This is a genomic window from Streptomyces sp. NPDC002730 (genome assembly GCF_042888805.1).
GTDB lineage: Bacteria > Actinomycetota > Actinomycetes > Streptomycetales > Streptomycetaceae > Streptomyces.
The window spans coordinates 405,361-420,888 of sequence record NZ_JBIAQG010000003.1 but is presented as its reverse complement, the minus strand read 5'-3'; the positions used below and the strand labels follow the sequence as shown (position 1 = coordinate 420,888).

The 15,528-nt window shown below is 70.0% G+C and carries 12 protein-coding genes; 4 read left to right on the top strand and 8 right to left on the bottom strand.

Going from position 1 to position 15,528, the window contains the following annotated elements:
* Positions 1-40: 40 nt before the first annotated feature.
* On the bottom strand, positions 41-1,555 hold the full coding sequence (locus ACFYXH_RS10165) for an MFS transporter (RefSeq protein ID WP_389561622.1): 1,515 nt from the start codon (positions 1,553-1,555) through the stop codon (positions 41-43).
* A gap of 63 nt (positions 1,556-1,618) precedes the next feature.
* Between ACFYXH_RS10165 and ACFYXH_RS10160 the strand changes: the two genes are divergently transcribed.
* Positions 1,619-2,575 (top strand): helix-turn-helix transcriptional regulator, encoded by a 957-nt coding sequence (locus ACFYXH_RS10160; protein WP_389561621.1) that lies wholly within the window; start codon positions 1,619-1,621, stop codon positions 2,573-2,575.
* Positions 2,576-3,424: 849 nt separating this feature from the next.
* Here ACFYXH_RS10160 and ACFYXH_RS10155 read toward each other — a convergent pair.
* Positions 3,425-4,423: an RNA polymerase sigma factor RpoD/SigA gene (locus ACFYXH_RS10155; protein WP_389561620.1), complete on the bottom strand. Its 999-nt coding sequence runs from the start codon at positions 4,421-4,423 to the stop codon at positions 3,425-3,427.
* 147 nt (positions 4,424-4,570) lie between these two features.
* On the opposite strand from ACFYXH_RS10155, the gene ACFYXH_RS10150 reads away from it, so the two are divergent.
* Complete coding sequence (locus tag ACFYXH_RS10150) at positions 4,571-5,101, top strand: GNAT family N-acetyltransferase (RefSeq protein WP_389561619.1); 531 nt, start codon at positions 4,571-4,573, stop codon at positions 5,099-5,101.
* Positions 5,102-5,156: 55 nt separating this feature from the next.
* Here the strand turns inward: ACFYXH_RS10150 and ACFYXH_RS10145 are convergent, their stop codons facing one another.
* Complete coding sequence (locus tag ACFYXH_RS10145; protein WP_389561618.1) at positions 5,157-5,939, bottom strand: dioxygenase; 783 nt, start codon at positions 5,937-5,939, stop codon at positions 5,157-5,159.
* An 82-nt stretch (positions 5,940-6,021) separates the two neighbouring features.
* On the opposite strand from ACFYXH_RS10145, the gene ACFYXH_RS10140 reads away from it, so the two are divergent.
* Positions 6,022-6,546 carry a MarR family winged helix-turn-helix transcriptional regulator gene (locus ACFYXH_RS10140; protein ID WP_389561617.1) on the top strand — a complete coding sequence of 175 codons (525 nt, stop codon included), beginning with the start codon at positions 6,022-6,024 and terminating at the stop codon, positions 6,544-6,546.
* A gap of 84 nt (positions 6,547-6,630) precedes the next feature.
* Here the strand turns inward: ACFYXH_RS10140 and ACFYXH_RS10135 are convergent, their stop codons facing one another.
* Together ACFYXH_RS10135 and ACFYXH_RS10130 are read right to left on the bottom strand one after the other, a co-directional pair.
* Entirely contained in the window at positions 6,631-8,148 is a 1,518-nt protein-coding gene (locus ACFYXH_RS10135) for an MFS transporter (RefSeq protein ID WP_389561616.1), read from the bottom strand.
* Positions 8,149-8,257: 109 nt separating this feature from the next.
* On the bottom strand, positions 8,258-8,908 hold the full coding sequence (locus tag ACFYXH_RS10130; RefSeq protein ID WP_389561615.1) for a TetR/AcrR family transcriptional regulator: 651 nt from the start codon (positions 8,906-8,908) through the stop codon (positions 8,258-8,260).
* A 333-nt stretch (positions 8,909-9,241) separates the two neighbouring features.
* Between ACFYXH_RS10130 and ACFYXH_RS10125 the strand changes: the two genes are divergently transcribed.
* Positions 9,242-10,525, top strand: coding sequence for a M6 family metalloprotease domain-containing protein (locus tag ACFYXH_RS10125; RefSeq protein ID WP_389561614.1), 1,284 nt, complete (start codon positions 9,242-9,244; stop codon positions 10,523-10,525).
* On the opposite strand, the gene ACFYXH_RS10120 is transcribed toward ACFYXH_RS10125, so the two are convergent.
* The 3 genes from ACFYXH_RS10120 to ACFYXH_RS10110 form a co-directional block, all read right to left on the bottom strand.
* Complete coding sequence (locus ACFYXH_RS10120; protein ID WP_389561613.1) at positions 10,512-12,284, bottom strand: class I adenylate-forming enzyme family protein; 1,773 nt, start codon at positions 12,282-12,284, stop codon at positions 10,512-10,514. The genes ACFYXH_RS10125 and ACFYXH_RS10120 overlap by 14 nt on opposite strands.
* Before the next feature lie 352 nt (positions 12,285-12,636).
* Complete coding sequence (locus ACFYXH_RS10115) at positions 12,637-14,076, bottom strand: MFS transporter (protein ID WP_389561612.1); 1,440 nt, start codon at positions 14,074-14,076, stop codon at positions 12,637-12,639.
* Between the two features lie 426 nt (positions 14,077-14,502).
* Complete coding sequence (locus tag ACFYXH_RS10110; protein ID WP_389561611.1) at positions 14,503-15,465, bottom strand: hypothetical protein; 963 nt, start codon at positions 15,463-15,465, stop codon at positions 14,503-14,505.
* Between the last annotated feature and the right edge of the window lie 63 nt (positions 15,466-15,528).

Sequence of the window (15,528 nt, the reverse complement as noted above, 5' to 3'; positions counted from 1 at the left end):
ACATGTCCCGGGCCGAGCCTCGTCGTACACCTTGGCCGCGTCAGTGCGAGAGCGCGGGCTCCAGGTCCACCGGGCCCTCGGTCACCGTCTCCGCGTCCGCCCCCTCCACATGCTGCTTCGGCCGCGTCGGCAGCGCGAACATCACCAGGAAGATCACGACCAGCACCGCCACCACCCACCACAGCGAGCTCTGGAACGCATCCGCGAAGGCCTTGCCCACCGCGCTCGGCGCGATCCGGTCGTCGATCGACCCGAAGAAGACCACCGAGACCAGGCCGAGCCCGAGCGCATTACCCATCTGCTGCGTCGTGTTGATCAGCCCGGACGCCGAGCCCGAGTGCTCACGCGGCACGTCCGACAGAACCGCGTCCGTCAGCGGTGCCACGATCAGGCCCATCCCGACGCCCATCACCACGAGCGGCAGGCTCATCTGCCAGGAATGGATCGCCGTGCCGTACCGCCCGGCCTCCCAGATGTAGAGCAGCAGCCCTGCGGCCATCGTCACCGCGCCCCCCTGGAGCACCTTCCGGCCGAAGCGCGGCACCAGCTTCTGTACGGATATCCCGGCTGCCGCGGACACGGCGATCGAGAACGGGACACCGGTCAGGCCCGCCCGCAGCGGGCTCCAGCCCAGACCGATCTGCATGTACAGCGTCCAGACCAGGAAGAAGATCCCGCAGGCGATACCGAAGGTGAGCTGCACGGCGATACCGGCGGCGAAGCTCTTCACCCTGAACAGCGAGAGCTCGACCAGCGGCGAGCCGTCCTTGCGGGTCTTCTTCTTCTCGTACGCCACGAAGGCGGCGAAGACGACCAGACTGCCGGCCATGCACAGATGGCCCCAGAGCGGCCAGCCCAGCTCACGCCCGCGGGTCAGCGGATAGATCAGCATCAGCAGTCCGAGCGTGACCAGCGCGACGCCGACCAGGTCGAGCTTGAGCGCCTTCGGGGCGCGGGACTCGGTGATGAACTTCCGGCCCAGGATCAGTCCGGCGATGCCCACCGGCAGGTTGATCAGGAAGATCGGGCGCCACTCGAGACCGAAGAGGTTCCACTGGGTCAGCAGCGCGCCGAGCAGCGGTCCGGACACCGCACCGAGGCCGATGGTCGCGCCGAACATGCCGAAGACCTTGCCGCGTTCATGCGCCGGGAAGGTGACATGGATGATCGCGAGCACCTGCGGCACCATCATCGCGGCCGTCGCACCCTGCAGCAGACGGGAGGCGACCAGCATCTCCTCGTTCGCCGCGAAACCGCAGAGCGCGGAGGCGAGCGTGAAGCCGGAGATGCCGATCAGGAAGAGGCGCTTGCGGCCGTAGATGTCACCGAGCCGGCCACCCGTGATCAGACCGGCGGCGAAGGCGAGCGCGTATCCGGCGGTGATCCACTGGATCGCGCCGAACGAGGCGCCGAGGTCCCGCTGCATGCTCGGGATCGCGATGTTGACGATGGTGACGTCGACCAGGTCCATGAAGGCCGCGGTCATGACGATGGCGAGCGCAATCCAGCGACGACGGTCTGATGCCGTATCCGGTACGGCGGGCTGTGAACTCATAACGCTGAATCTAGAGTGGATATAGGTCAGCTCATGTCCTAGATGGCGGGCATCCTGAAGAACATGACGGACACTCCGGCACGACTCCTGAATCTGCTCTCCCTTCTCCAGACTCCGCGCGAGTGGCCGGGCAGCGAGCTCGCCGAGCGCCTCGAGGTGAGCCCGCGCACGATCCGGCGCGACATCGACCGGCTGCGGGACCTCGGCTATCCGGTCGAGGCGACGAAGGGGGCGGTCGGCGGGTACCGCCTGGTCGCGGGCGCGGCGATGCCTCCGCTGCTCCTCGACGACGAGGAGGCGGTGGCGATCGCGGTGGGCCTGCGGGCGGGAGCCGGCCATGCCATCGAGGGCATCGAGGAAGCTTCCGTACGAGCTCTGGCCAAGCTGGAACAGGTGCTTCCGTCGCGGCTGCGGCACCGGGTCACCACGCTCCAGGCGGCGACGATCCCGCTCACCCGCGGCGACGGCGCGACGATCGACCCGCAGACGCTGACCGTCATCGCGGGCACGGCGACCGGGCGCGAGCGCCTCCGCTTCGGCTACCGCGCGGGTGACGGGACCGAGACCAAACGGCAGGTCGAGCCGTACCGGCTGGTCTCGACGGGCCGTCGCTGGTATCTCGTCGCGTACGACATCGAGCGGGACGACTGGCGTACGTTCCGGGTCGACCGGGTCTCGGAACCGTTTGCCACAGGGGCGCGCTTTGTGCCGCGGGAGCTGCCGACGGGGGATGCGGCGAAGCTGCTCGGGCACTCGATGTCGCGGCAGCCGGAGTACGACATCGACGTGAGCTTCGAGGCGCCGGCGGCGGTTGTGGCGGCGCGGCTCCCGGAACATCTGGGCGCGCCGGTGCCGACGGGCGAGGAGACGTGCAGGCTGCGGGCGCGGTCCGCGGACTCGGTGGAGTGGCTGGCGCTCCGACTGGCCCTGGTGGACTGCGAGTTCACGGTCCATGGTCCGGGGCGGCTGTCGGAGTACGTAACGGACCTGGCCGCGCGCCTGAGCCGCGCGGCACGGTGAGCGTCTGCCTGTTGCCCGGGGCGCGGGGTCTTGTTGCCCGGGCTTGGGGTCGTCCGGTCTTGTCCGGTGCGGGTTGCCTCCGGCGGGCGGCGGGCTTTGTTGCCCGGGCTTGGGGTGCGGGTTGCCTCCGGCGGGGCGCGGGTTCTTGTCCGGTGCGGGCTCCGGTGCCCCTCCGGGCTCGACTCCTCGGGGTCGGCGGCGTACAGGCTCTTGGTGCGTGACCCCGGTTTTGCCGCCAATCCCCTGCGGGGCCGACCCTGCACGGCACCTCCCCACCAGGACGAGACAAGACCGCTCGCCGCGGGGGTTCAGCGGTTCGCCGGTGGAAACCACCCACCGAAGAGCAACCATCAACGCCCCCGGCCCACCCCGACCACATGACCGAGCAACAGAGGAAACCACCCACCGAAGAGCAACCACCAACGCCCCCGGCCCACGCGCACCACATGACCGGGCGACTGGCGGGGCGGACACTGCACGGCCCCTCCCCACCCGAACGACACGGGTGCGGCCCGCCGCCACCCTCGGTTCGCCGGTGGAAACCAGCCACGAAGAGCAACCGACAACGCCCCCGGCCCACCCCGACCACATGACCGAGCAACAGAGGAAACCACCCACCGAAGAGCAACCATCAACGCCCCCGGCCCACGCTCACCACATGACCGGGTGACTCCGACAACGTCCCCGGCCCACCCCGACCACATGACCGAGCAACTGACAGTTTCGGGAAGGGGCGGGGTAGGGGAATCACCCCCGGTCACCGGAAAAGGGCCTCCGCCCGGGGTGACCCGGGCAGAGAAGGACCCCGGCACCGGGGGGGAAGGTACCGGGGTCCGCTTTGGGGGGCGGTTACGCCGCCGCGTCGAAGCCCGTGTCGCGGGCCATCCGCTTCAGCTCCAGCAGCGCATGCTTCTCGATCTGGCGGATTCGCTCGCGCGTCAGGCCGTGCTCCTTGCCGACCTCCGTCAGCGTGCGCTCCCGCCCGTCCTCGATGCCGTACCGCATCCGGATGATCGACGCCGTACGGTGGTCGAGCCTGCCGATCAGGTCGTCCAGCCCCTCGCTGCGCAGCAGCGTGAGCACCGACTGCTCGGGCGACACCGCCGAGGTGTCCTCCAGCAGGTCGCCGAACTGCGTCTCGCCCGCGTCGTCCACCGCCATGTTCAGGCTGACCGGGTCGCGCGCCCAGTCCAGGACGTCCCTGACCCGCTCCGGCGTCGAGCCGAGCTCCTTCGCGACCTCGGCCGCCTCCGGCTCGCGGCCGTTCTCGCGGTTGAACTCGCGCTGGACGCGGCGGATGCGTCCGAGCTCCTCCACCAGGTGGACAGGGAGCCGGATCGTGCGGGACTGGTCGGCTATGGAGCGAGTGATCGCCTGGCGGATCCACCAGGTCGCATACGTCGAGAACTTGAAGCCCTTGGCGTAGTCGAACTTCTCCACCGCGCGGACCAGGCCGGCGTTGCCCTCCTGGATCAGGTCGAGCAGCGGCAGACCACTGCGCGGATAGCGTCGCGCGACGGCCACCACGAGCCGGAGGTTGGAGCGGATGAAGATGTCCTTCGCGCGCTCACCTTCGGCGACCAGCGCCTCGAGCTCCTCACGCGTGGCGCCGCCGGCATCGCTCTCCACCTCTTTGTCGAGGATCTGGCGCGCGTACACACCGGCCTCGATGGTCTGGGACAGTTCGACTTCCTTGGCGGCGTCGAGCAACGGCGTACGCGCGATCTCATCGAGGTACATGCCGACCAGGTCGCGGTCGGCGATCTCCCCGCCCACGGCGCGAACGCTGCTTGCCCGGCCGGTCCCACTGGAGTCGGACTGACGACGGGCGACGGCACGGGTTGCCATGCGAGCTCCCTTGCTGAGTAGGTCGCGACACCCTTCCGGGTGCCCTGCATCCGATGGAAACAACGACTGGAATCGGGACAGAATTCCCACGCGGCCCATCATTTTCGTGATCATGCAGTACCCTGTCCCGTCACCCGGGGAGGACGAATGCCGCAGGAACGTACAGAGGTGCAGGTCAGCGCGGGCACGGAAGCCGATCTCGACGCCCTCACCGAGCTTTACAACCACTACGTACGCGAGACGGCGATCACGTTCGACACTGCCGTCTTCACGCCCGAGCAGCGCCGCCCTTGGCTGCACTCTCACCCTGAAGACGGCCACCACCGTCTTTTGGTTGCTCGGGATGTCCGTTCTGCCCTCATTCTCGGCTACGCGACGAGCAGCCCTTTCCGCCCCAAGGCCGCGTACTCCACCTCCGTCGAGGTCAGCGTCTACTGCGCCCCCGAGGCGGCGGGCCGTGGCATTGGCACGCTGCTCTACAAATCGCTCTTCGAGGCTCTGGACGGCGAAGACCTGCACCGCGCGTACGCCGGGATCGCCCTGCCGAACGAGGCATCGACCCGCCTGCACACCCGCTTCGGGTTCCGGCACATCGGGACGTACGAGCAGGTGGGCAGGAAGTTCGGGAAGTACTGGGACGTGGCCTGGTACGAGAAGAAGCTGGGCCTGGAGGGGTAGGCCGCCAACGCTTGGGCCGAACCGCACTGGGCCGAGCCGGCTGAACCGGGTCGAACTAACCGAACTGGACGGACCGCTTCGCCAGGCCCATCCAGAAGCCCTCGATCACACTCCGCCCGCTCTCGAGCTCGCCCTGAGACGCTCCCAGCGTGACGAAGAGCGGCGCGAAGTGCTCGGTCCTCGGATGGGCCAGCCGCCCGGCCGGTGCCTTGTTCTCGAAGTCCAGCAGCGCGTCCACATCGGCCGCCGCGAGCGCCCGCTGCCCCCAGTCGTCGAACTCCGCCGACCAGCCTGGAGTCCCCTGATGCCGCAGCGCGGCCAGATTGTGCGTGAAGAAGCCGCTGCCGACAATCAGCACGCCCTCGTCCCGCAGCGGCGCGAGCCTGCCCCCGATCTCCAGCAGCTTCTGCGGGTCGAGCGTGGGCATGGAGATCTGGAGTACGGGTATGTCGGCGCCCGGGAACATCTCCACCAGCGGGACGTACGCTCCGTGGTCGAGGCCGCGGTCCGGGATGTCCTGCACGGGCGTACCGGCTCCGCGCAGCAATTTCCGTACGGAGTCGGCGAGTTGCGGAGCACCGGGAGCGGCGTACGTCACGCGGTAGTAGTGCTCGGGGAAGCCCCAGAAGTCGTACACCAGCGGCACGGTCTGAGTGGCGCCGAGCGCGAGCGGTGCCTCCTCCCAGTGGGCGGAGACCATCAGGATCGCCTTGGGGCGCGGCAGGCCGGCAGACCAGGCGGCGAGCTCGCCGGGCCAGACGGGGTCGTCGGCGAGCGGCGGGGCACCGTGGGAGAGATAGAGGGCGGGCATGCGCTCCGCGGTGGGGGTGGCACTCATGACAGCTCCCGGTCTACTTGAAGTTTCAAGCTATACCGAACCCTAACTCCATATAGTTCAACTTTCAAGAATGGGTCGTAGAGTGGAATCCATGAACACGGCATCCACCGGCGGGGGCGGCACCGAACCGCGCTGGCTCACCGAGGACGAGCAGCGCGTCTGGCGCTCGTATCTGCACGCCACCACCCTCTTCGAGGATCACCTCGACCGCCAATTGCAGCGCGATGCCGGTATGCCGCACATCTACTACGGCCTGCTCGTCCAGCTCTCCCAGGCCCCGCGCCGCCGCAGGCGAATGACCGAGCTGGCCATCGACGCCAAGATCACCCGCTCCCGGCTCTCGCACGCGATCGCACGTCTGGAGAAGAACGGCTGGGTACGCCGTGAGGACTGCCCCTCCGACAAGCGCGGGCAGAACGCCGTACTGACGGACGAGGGCTTCCAGGTTCTGCAACGGAGCGCACCCGGCCATGTCGAGGCCGTACGCCAGGCGATGTTCGACCGGCTCACGCCCGAACAGGTGGGGCAGCTGGGCGAGATCATGCGGATCATGGCCGAGGGGCTCCAGCCGCAGGACTCGGGCGCGGACCTGCCCTGGCTCCGCTGACGCAGCACGCGAAGGGCCCTGCCCGGGTTCACCACCCGGGCAGGGCCCTTTCCGCTTGACCTCTCAGCGTCCGCCGAGCTCGCGTCAGTGCGCGACGACGGGAACCTTGATCTCGTCCTCGACACCGTCACCCGAGGCCGCGGTGACCGAACCGGCCCCCGGGCGCCCGGTGTTGATCAGCGTGAAAGCGATCGCGGCGGCGGTGGCGAGGATGCCGACCGCCCACCAGATGGCGTTCGAGTAGCCGTGCACCATGGCCTGCGCCTGCAGCAGCTTCTGGTTGGTGGCGCCCGCCGCGTGCGAGGTGATGTACGCGGTCGTGGCCGAGGCGGCGATGGTGTTCAGCAGCGCGGTACCGATGGCACCGCCGACCTGCTGCGAGGTGTTGACCATGGCGGACGCCACACCGGCGTCCTCCGGACGCACCCCGTGCGTGGCCAGCGACATGGCCGGCATGAAGGCCGTACCCATGCCCAGACCCAGCAGCAGCTGCGCGGGCAGGATCAGACCGGCGTAGGAGGAACCGACGTCCAGCTGCGTGAGCATCAGCATGCCGACTCCGGCGACCAGGAAGCCCGGGCCCATCAGCAGCCGCGGCGCGACCCGGGTCATCAGCCGGGCGCCGATCTGGGTGGAGCCGGTGATCATGCCCGCGATCATCGGGAGGAAGGCGAAGCCGGTCTTGACCGGCGAGTAGCCCCTGACGATCTGCAGGTAGTAGGTGAGGAAGAGGAACAGCCCGAACATCGCGATGATCGCGAGGCCCAGCGAGAGGTAGACACCGCCGCGGTTGCGCTCGGTCAGGACGCGCAGCGGCAGCAGCGGCGACTTGACCTTCGCCTCGGTGAGGACGAACGCGGCGAGCAGCAGGGCGGAGGCGACGAACAGACCAACGGTGGTGGTGTCGGACCAGCCGTCGGACTCGGCCCGGGTGAAGCCGTACACCAGCGAGACCAGACCCAGGGTGGACAGGACCACGCCGGGAATGTCGAGCGTCGAGCGGTTACGGCCGCCGGCCGGCTCACGGATCACGAAGTACGCGCCGGCGGCGGCGACGATCGCGAACGGGATGTTGACGAAGAACGTCCAGCGCCAGTTGAGGTACTCGGTCAGCACGCCGCCGAGGATCAGACCCACGGCGCCACCGCCACCGGCGATCGCACCGTAGATACCGAAGGCCTTGGCGCGCTCCTTGGCGTCGGTGAACATCACCGCTAGCAGCGAGAGCGCGGCGGGCGCGAGCAGCGCGCCGAAGGCACCCTGCAGTGCGCGGGAGCCGAGCAGCATCGCCTCGCCGGTCGCCGCGCCGCCGAGCGCGGAGGCGCCGGCGAAGCCGAGCAGACCGACGACGAAGGCGCGCTTACGGCCCCACAGGTCGGCGATCCGGCCGCCGAAGAGCAGGAGTCCGCCGAAGGCGAGCGCATAGGCGGTGATGACCCACTGCTTGTTGGCCTCCGAAATTCCCAGATCGTGCTGGGCGTGCGGGAGCGCGATGTTCACGATCGTCGCGTCGAGCACCACCATCAGCTGGGCCAGGGCTATGAAGACCAGGGCTTTCCAGCGACTCGGGTCCGGAAGTGAGATGTCGGCTGTTTTTGGCATGCGAGTAGCCACCTAAGGATGCGAAGAGGTCATAACGGGACGTGGTCAAGAAGTCGTAGGGGGACTGGCGGAGCCGCCCGAAGTAATCGGAAGTGACGGATCTACTGCTTCACGGGGTGCTCCGCAGGTCCTCCAAAGTCGCGGCCGCGCCCGGCAGTTCGGAGCGCGCGGGCGCTTCCAGACCGTCCAGGAACAGCTGTAGATGACGGTGCACGAACCGGTCCATGTTCGGGCACACGGTGCCCGGCAGCGGCCGGGTGAGCTGGGAGAGCGCGACGAGCAGATCTCCGACGGCGACGTCGGTGCGCAGACGGCCCGCCTTGTGCGCGCGTTCGAAGAGGCCGTCGACTGCCTCTTCCAGGCGTTCCTGCTCATGGGTCAGGTCGGGAAAGTGCCGGTCGAAGGTGCCGGTCAGCAGCGGGCACAGGGCCCCGATCCGTTCGTCCGCGGCCGCGTGGGCGAAGCGGCGAAGCGCCGCGAAGGTGTCCGCTTCCTCGGCGGCCGCCTCCTGCGCCCGTTCCGTGGTGCGGGCGAGAACGAAGAGGACGACCTCATGGATGAGGGCGTCGCGGTCGGCGAAGTGCCGGTAGAGCGTGGCGTTTCCGACGCCGGCCCGGCGGGCGATCTCGTCGAGCGGGACGTCGGGTCCGAACTCGACGAACATCTCGCGGGCGGCCGTCACGATCCGCTCCCGGTTCCGCAGGGCGTCTGCCCGCGGCCGTGGGGAGCGGCGCGCTTCGGTGTCGGCGGCGGGGCTCACGGCTCCACTTCCTCTCTGTCCGGCTCTCTCATCCGGTCTGTCTCTCGGCTCGGCCTGTCCGGCCTGGCCGGCCCGTCCGGCTCGTATCGCTCCCGAATCGCTCTCGTATCGCTACGCAAGCGGGGACCGTTTCCCCGTTTCGCGGGGACACGAGTTCAAACGGGGAAACCCTCCCCGGTTATTTCCCGCATCCAATGTGACCTGCATCACGCATTAGCCGCGGGAAATACCCACGATCGGCCCACCCCGCGCGCGGCCCGCCACCACCCGTCACAGGCTGATCGCACAGCGCAGCGAGGGCCGGCCTGCTGCCGCGGACCCCGAGGCGATTGCATGGAGCAGACGCGCCACCGGATACGCAGAACCGGCAGGCACCGGCGCCTCAGCGCGCTCGCCCTCCTCGCCTCACTCGCGCTCGCCGCCCTCACCACGGCGAGCGCCACGCTCCCCGCCCCCACGCGGGCATCGGCGGGACCCGTGGCCGCCCAGGAGCGGGGGCTCGGCCCGTGCCGGATCGCGTCCACCATCGGCGTGCAGATGTCGGAGGGAATGCCGACCCCGCCCGGATATTCGCGCTCCACCGGCGAGGTCCGCGCCCTCAACCTGATGATCGACTTCCCGGACGCACCGGGCCCGGGGCCGGCTCTCGACCGGCTCGCGGAGTTCTTCCCGCAGACTTCGGAGTGGTTCAAGACCAGTTCGTACGGACGGCTCAGCTACCGCCCGGACGCGCCGGTCACCGACTGGCTGCGGATGCCGATGCCGTTCGCGGCGTACGGGATAGAGCGCGGCTCACCCTACGAGCCCGGCTACCGCAAGCTCGTCCAGGACATCGTGGCCGCCGCCGACCCGAAGGTGGACTTCAGCACATACGACCTGGTGAACATCCTGGTCACACCCAATGCCGGCCCCTCGGCGCTGGACACCGTGCTCTCCGTGACCTTCTCGGGCAACGACGACGCCCCGCTCGCGGACGGCGTGCCGCTGGCCAACACGTCCTTCGTCTACAGCCGCCAGGACGACGGCTCGGGGTCGTACGACGAGACCGGCTTTCGCGTACTGCCCCATGAGAACGGCCATGTCTTCGGCCTGCCCGACCTCTACACCACCGAGGGCGGCGGCGCGGTCGGTCACTGGGACATCATGTCCGAGGACTGGGGCGCCAACAACGATCTGCTGGGCTGGCACAAGTGGAAGCTCGGCTGGCTGGACGCCGACCAGATCAGCTGCGCGTCCGCGCCCGGCACCACCGAGTACTCGCTGACCCCGCTGGCCACCTCGGGCGGCGCCAAGATGGCGATCGTTCCGGTGACCGAGGACTCCGGGTACGCGGTGGAAGTACGCACCAGGGCGGGCAACGACGAGGCCGTGTGCGAGCCGGGCGTACTGATCTACCACGTGCAGTCCGACGTGGACACCGGACAGGGACCGGTGTCGGTCTCGGACAGCAAACGCAACAGCGGCGGCTGCACCCGGCGGCCCAATGTGCACGCGGAGCTCTCCGACGCGGCGTACGGGCCCGGCCAGACCTTCACCGACGCCGGGAACAGGATCCGTATATCGGTGATCCGCGAGGACTCGGGCGGCCGCTACCGGGTGCGCATCACGCGTTCTTGACCGACCGGTCCTGCGACAGCTGCTCCTGGACCGGCCCGCGGAGCTCCCGCTTGAGGATCTTCCCGGTGGGATTACGGGGTATCGGCCCGTCCCGCAGCAGGACATGCGCCGGCACCTTGAAGGCCGCGAGGGACCTGCCGACATGCGCCCGCAGCTCGTCCACGGCGACGGTGGCCCCGGCGCGCAACTGCACCACGGCCGCGACCTCCTCCCCCAGCACCGGGTGCGGTACGCCCAGTACAGCGGCGTCGGCCACCTCCGGGTGATCGTGCAGGACCGCCTCGACCTCGACGCAGTACACGTTCTCTCCGCCGCGGATGACCATGTCCTTGAGCCGGTCGACGACGCTGACCCGCCCCTCCCGCACGGTCGCGAGATCGCCGGTCCTGAACCAGCCGTCGTGGAACGCGGCGGCGGTGGCGGCCGGATCGTTCCAGTACCCGCGCACGAGGGACTGCCCGCGCAGCCACAGCTCACCGACCTCGCCCTCGGGCAGCGGCTCGCCGGCGGGACCGGCGATCCGCACCTCGGTCGCGGACGACGGCCGCCCCACACTGCCCGGGTTCTCCCGGTAGCCGGCCCCGAAGTTGGCGAGCACGCCACCGCTGGTCTCGGTGAGCCCGTAGCCGTTGCGCGGCTCGATCCGCTGTCCGTACCTCGCCGTCAGCCGCGCCACGAGATCGGGCGGCGCGGCGGCCCCGCCGGTGCTGAGGTGCGAGAGCGTCGCCAGCTCCGACCCGGCCCGCTCGGCTGCGTCGAGCAACTGCAGCGCGGTGGTCGGCACGCCGGAGTAGTACGTGATGCGGTGCCGCTCGATGAGCTCGAGGGCCTGCTCGGCGTCCCACTTCCGCATCAGTACGAGCGTTCCGCCGGCCGCCATCGTCGAGTACAGCGTGGTGAACGCGGCCACATGGAAGAACGGGAACGTCAGCAGGACGACGGGTGCGGGCCCCTGCCCCGGCATCACTCCGCGCGCGAGCGCGGAAGCGGCCGCGTGGAACCGCGGATTGAGTGCTGCCCCGGCCTGCGCGAGCTGTGTGGCGACGGCGCCCTTGGGCCGCCCGGTGGTCCCTGAGGTGTAGATGATGGTGGCGTCGTCCTCGGCCCGGACCTCGACGGCGGGCGGCGCGGCGAGCGGATCCGGGCGCTCGAAGTCCTCGTACCGCTCGACTCCTTCGGTCGGCTCGACTCCTTCCGTCGGCTCGACTCCTTCCGTCGGCTCGCCCTCCTGGTGGAAGACGACGGCCCGGACACCGGCCCGCTTGCGCCAGGCCTCGACCCGCGGCAGCCGCTCACCGTCGACGAGGAGCACGCGCGGCGAGCAGTGGTCGAGGGCGTACGTGAACTCGTCCTCGGTCCACCAGGCGTTGAGCGGCACGGCGACCAGCCCGGCCAGCTGTGCGGCCCAGAAGGCGATCTGCCACTCGGGGTGATTGCGCATCGCGACGACCGCCCGGTCGCCGGGCCGCAGCCCGTACTCCTCGACGAACCGCCGCGCGAGCGCGGAGGCGGCGGCGAAGAACTCCCGGTAGGTGTACGTCCCGGTGGCGGCAATGAGGAACGGCCGGTCGCCGAACGCCCAGGTGGCCTCGACGAACTCCCGCAGGGTGCGCGGCCCGTCCGCGTACAGCAGTCCACCGTCCTCGCCGCGGACGACGGCGAAGGGGGCCCCGGGGGCGACGAGCGCTTCGGGAGCATGCGCCGGGGCGGGCGCGGGGGCGGGGGCGGACGGATCGGGGTGCGGGTGGGGGTGCGGCACGGACGACCCTCTCTAAGCGCTTGCTCAATACGCTGGCGTACGCTATGCCCGCGCCCGGACACCGTCAAGGTGGGTGTACCGCCCACCGAGACCTGATCACCGCTGTGTGCCGACCGCCTGCCACAGAGCCTGGCGGCAGGCCCGGACGGCGGGATGCCTGCTGCGGTCACCCGCTGCACTGTCGGCGGTGGCGCAGCCCTCACCGGCCGCACCGCCACAACGCTGTCGGGACCCCAACTGGCTGGATCCGCCCACCTTCGGGCGAATTCCAGACACGTTTTCCGACAGATCCCGGCCTCCGGGCCTCCGGCCTCCGTGGACGGCGCCGCAGCGGTGCCGTCCGGCGGGCGGGTCACTGGCTCGACCGGCTCGGGCTCCGGGTCGGGGCGGCGGCCGGCTCGGCCTGCGGCGAGCGCTTGCGGGCCAGGACCAGGCTGGCGACCGTGGTGATCGCCATCGCGACGATGCCGACCAGGGCCGCCGTGGTGTAGGCGCTGTCGTTCGGGAAGATCCGGCCGGTGTCGGTGCCGGCGGACAGGACCAGGCCGCCGATGGCACTGCCGAGCGAGTACCCCACGCTGCGCGTGATGTAGTTGAAGCTCATCGCACTGGATGTCTCGCTCTTAGGCGTAACGGCCAGGATGACGCCGGGCATGGCGGCCGAGAAGCTGCCGACGCCGAAGCCCAGCACGCTCATCGCCAGCAGCAGGTCGACCAGGTTCGACCGGGCCGTGGTGAAGAGGACGAACCCGCCGACGATGATGACGGCGCTGCCGGCCAGCAGGAACGGGGCGTCGATCCGCTTGAGCATCGGGGGCGTGAGCTTGCCGCCGACGAACCCCAGCACGGAGAACGGGATCAGGACCAGCCCGGCGACGAAGGTGGTGAGCCCGAAGCCGTAGCCGGCGCTGTGCGGCGTCTGCGCGTACCGGGTGATCAGCGTGAGCAGGATGTACATGCCGATCGCGCCGACGAACATGGCGAGGTTCGCCCCGGCGACCGCCGGGTGCCGCAGCGCCTTGAGGTCGATCAGCGGCGCCTTGCCGCGCAGCCCGGTGACGGTCCAGACGGCGAGCAGGACCGCGGCGACGACGGCCAGCACCACCGCCACGCTGAGGTCGTGGCTCCACAGGCTCCGCTCGCCGGCCAGGTACAGGACGAGGAACAGTCCACCCGCCAGGAGGAGCGCGCCCACCGTGTCCACGTGGGCGGAGCGGCCCGCGGGGGCTTCGGGCATGAAGCGCCAGGCGGCCAGGAAGGCGATGGTGGTGACGAACAGGCCGAGGCCGTAGGCGGCGCGCACCCCGCCCACCTGGGTGAGCAGGCCGGCGAGGGGGTAGCCGGCGCCGACCCCGATGATGGAGACCACCGAGACCAGGGAGATGGTGGCCGCGCTGCGCTCCTCGGGGAGGTGGTCGCGGGCCACGCCCATCATCAGCGCCGTCAGACCGAGCCCGATGCCCTGCCCGGCCCGGCCGACCAGCAGCCAGGCGAACGGCAGCGGCAGCACGGTGAGCGCACTGCCCACGACGACGACCGCCAGCGTGGCGAGGATCGTGGCGCGCCGGTGCGGGCCGGCGCCGAGCCGGCCGAGGATCGGCGTGGAGACCGCGCCGGCCAGCAGCGCGATGGTCAGCGTCCACTGCGCGCTGTTGAGCGAGACGTGGAACGTGGTGGCCACGGTGGTGATGAGCGGCGCCCCGAGGCTGGCGACCGCCGACACGACCAGGGCGACGAACACCAGGGAGGGGACCAGCATCCGCGGCTCGGACTGCTCCCGGGGAGTGCTCATCGGCCGGCCCCGGTGGTGCTGCGGCCGGTGAGGAGCGGCTGAGCGTCCGCGCGGGCCCGGGTGGGCACCGTCACCTGCCAGGAAGCCGGACGCGGCAGGGCCGTTAATGCGGGGTGGGTGGTCATGCTCAGGACCGTAGGACCCGGAGCAACGCGTCGTCCAATACCTGATCGGACTGATCTTGATAGCCAGAGCCTATCAACTGTCGAGATCCACCGGCCCGTTGCGGGGCGGCAGTCGCCCTGGTGAGGCAGTTCACGCGCGCGGCCGCCGGACCGGTGCCCAAGTCCCCCGGGAGACCGTACATCTGAGCGACGGTCACCGCTCCGTTCGCCCGGCACGAGCGGGCCCCCGACCGATCGTACGCGAGGGACGCGGGAACGGCCCGCCAGCTGGGCTGACGGGCCGTCATGCGCGCGATCGGGGTCAGTAGGCGCCGTTCAGGAACGGGAGCACGTCCGCGGCGTCCGTGATGCCGGTCGGCGGGCCGTCGACCCGGGTGCCCGGGAGCGCGTTCTGGACGATCATCGGAGCGAGGGTCGGGGTGGTGTTGATCTCGATGAAGTGGTTGACGCCGAAGTTCTCCTGAAGGTCCGTCACGGACTCGATCAGGTTCGCGGGCTTGGTCCAGATGGCGAGCGACGCCCTCCTGACCGTGTCGGTCTCGACGATCGGCCGGCACTCGGTGGTGAAGTACAGCGGGGGCAGCACGGGGTCCACGGTGCGCTCCTCCTGGCGCATGATCGCCTGGAGGGCCGCCGGCCGGAACAGCGGGGTGTGGATGGGGAGCAGGGCGGCGAGGCGCCGGCAGGAGACGCCGTTGCGCTCCGCGTGGCTCTGCAGCAGGTCCAGGTCGTCGAACCAGCCGCAGACCACCGTCTGGTTCGGAGCGTTGATCATGCCGACGTACAGGCCCTCCTCCGAGACCTGCCGGCACATCGCCCGAGCGGTCTGCTGGTTGACGGCGAGGGCGAGCATCCCGCCCCGCAGCGACATCCGCTTGGCCTCGACGAAGCCCCCGAGCAGGACGTCGATCGTCTCCGCCATCGTCATGAGGTCCGTGATCACGCTGCCGACGTTGAAGCCCGCGCCGTGTCCGAGAATGATGGACGGCTGGACCTTCAGGTCGAGCGACGCGTACACGGAGTACGGGACGAGCGTCGCCGCCACCAGGTTGTGGACGTATTCCGTCTCCAGGCTGGGAGCCGGGCCGGAATCCCCGGCGGTGAGTCTGTCCGTGACGGGCGGATGGCCGAGTTCCGCGAGTTTCTGGTCGGTCATTTCCAGGGCGTCGGCCACGCTCGCGTTCGTGTGGGCGAGCGTGCGCAGGATCCCCGGCGGATAGGGGTTGCTGAACGGCGGAAAAGCGAGGGCTGTCGTGAGCGGCATCTGTTTTCTCCCGGGATATCTGCCCGTTCGTAGTCACTGGGAGCGGGGGCGGCTCCCGTCGGG

Excerpts from the sequence above, each read along its gene's own strand:
- ACFYXH_RS10135 (WP_389561616.1), bottom strand. The coding sequence starts at position 8,148 with ATGCCAAAAACAGCCGACATCTCACTTCCGGACCCGAGTCGCTGGAAA.
- ACFYXH_RS10160 (WP_389561621.1), top strand. The coding sequence starts at position 1,619 with ATGACGGACACTCCGGCACGACTCCTGAATCTGCTCTCCCTTCTCCAG.
- ACFYXH_RS10165 (WP_389561622.1), bottom strand. The coding sequence starts at position 1,555 with ATGAGTTCACAGCCCGCCGTACCGGATACGGCATCAGACCGTCGTCGC.
- ACFYXH_RS10115 (WP_389561612.1), bottom strand. The coding sequence starts at position 14,076 with ATGAGCACTCCCCGGGAGCAGTCCGAGCCGCGGATGCTGGTCCCCTCC.
- ACFYXH_RS10155 (WP_389561620.1), bottom strand. The coding sequence starts at position 4,423 with ATGGCAACCCGTGCCGTCGCCCGTCGTCAGTCCGACTCCAGTGGGACC.
- ACFYXH_RS10145 (WP_389561618.1), bottom strand. The coding sequence starts at position 5,939 with ATGAGTGCCACCCCCACCGCGGAGCGCATGCCCGCCCTCTATCTCTCC.
- ACFYXH_RS10110 (WP_389561611.1), bottom strand. The coding sequence starts at position 15,465 with ATGCCGCTCACGACAGCCCTCGCTTTTCCGCCGTTCAGCAACCCCTAT.
- ACFYXH_RS10125 (WP_389561614.1), top strand. The coding sequence starts at position 9,242 with ATGGAGCAGACGCGCCACCGGATACGCAGAACCGGCAGGCACCGGCGC.
- ACFYXH_RS10150 (WP_389561619.1), top strand. The coding sequence starts at position 4,571 with ATGCCGCAGGAACGTACAGAGGTGCAGGTCAGCGCGGGCACGGAAGCC.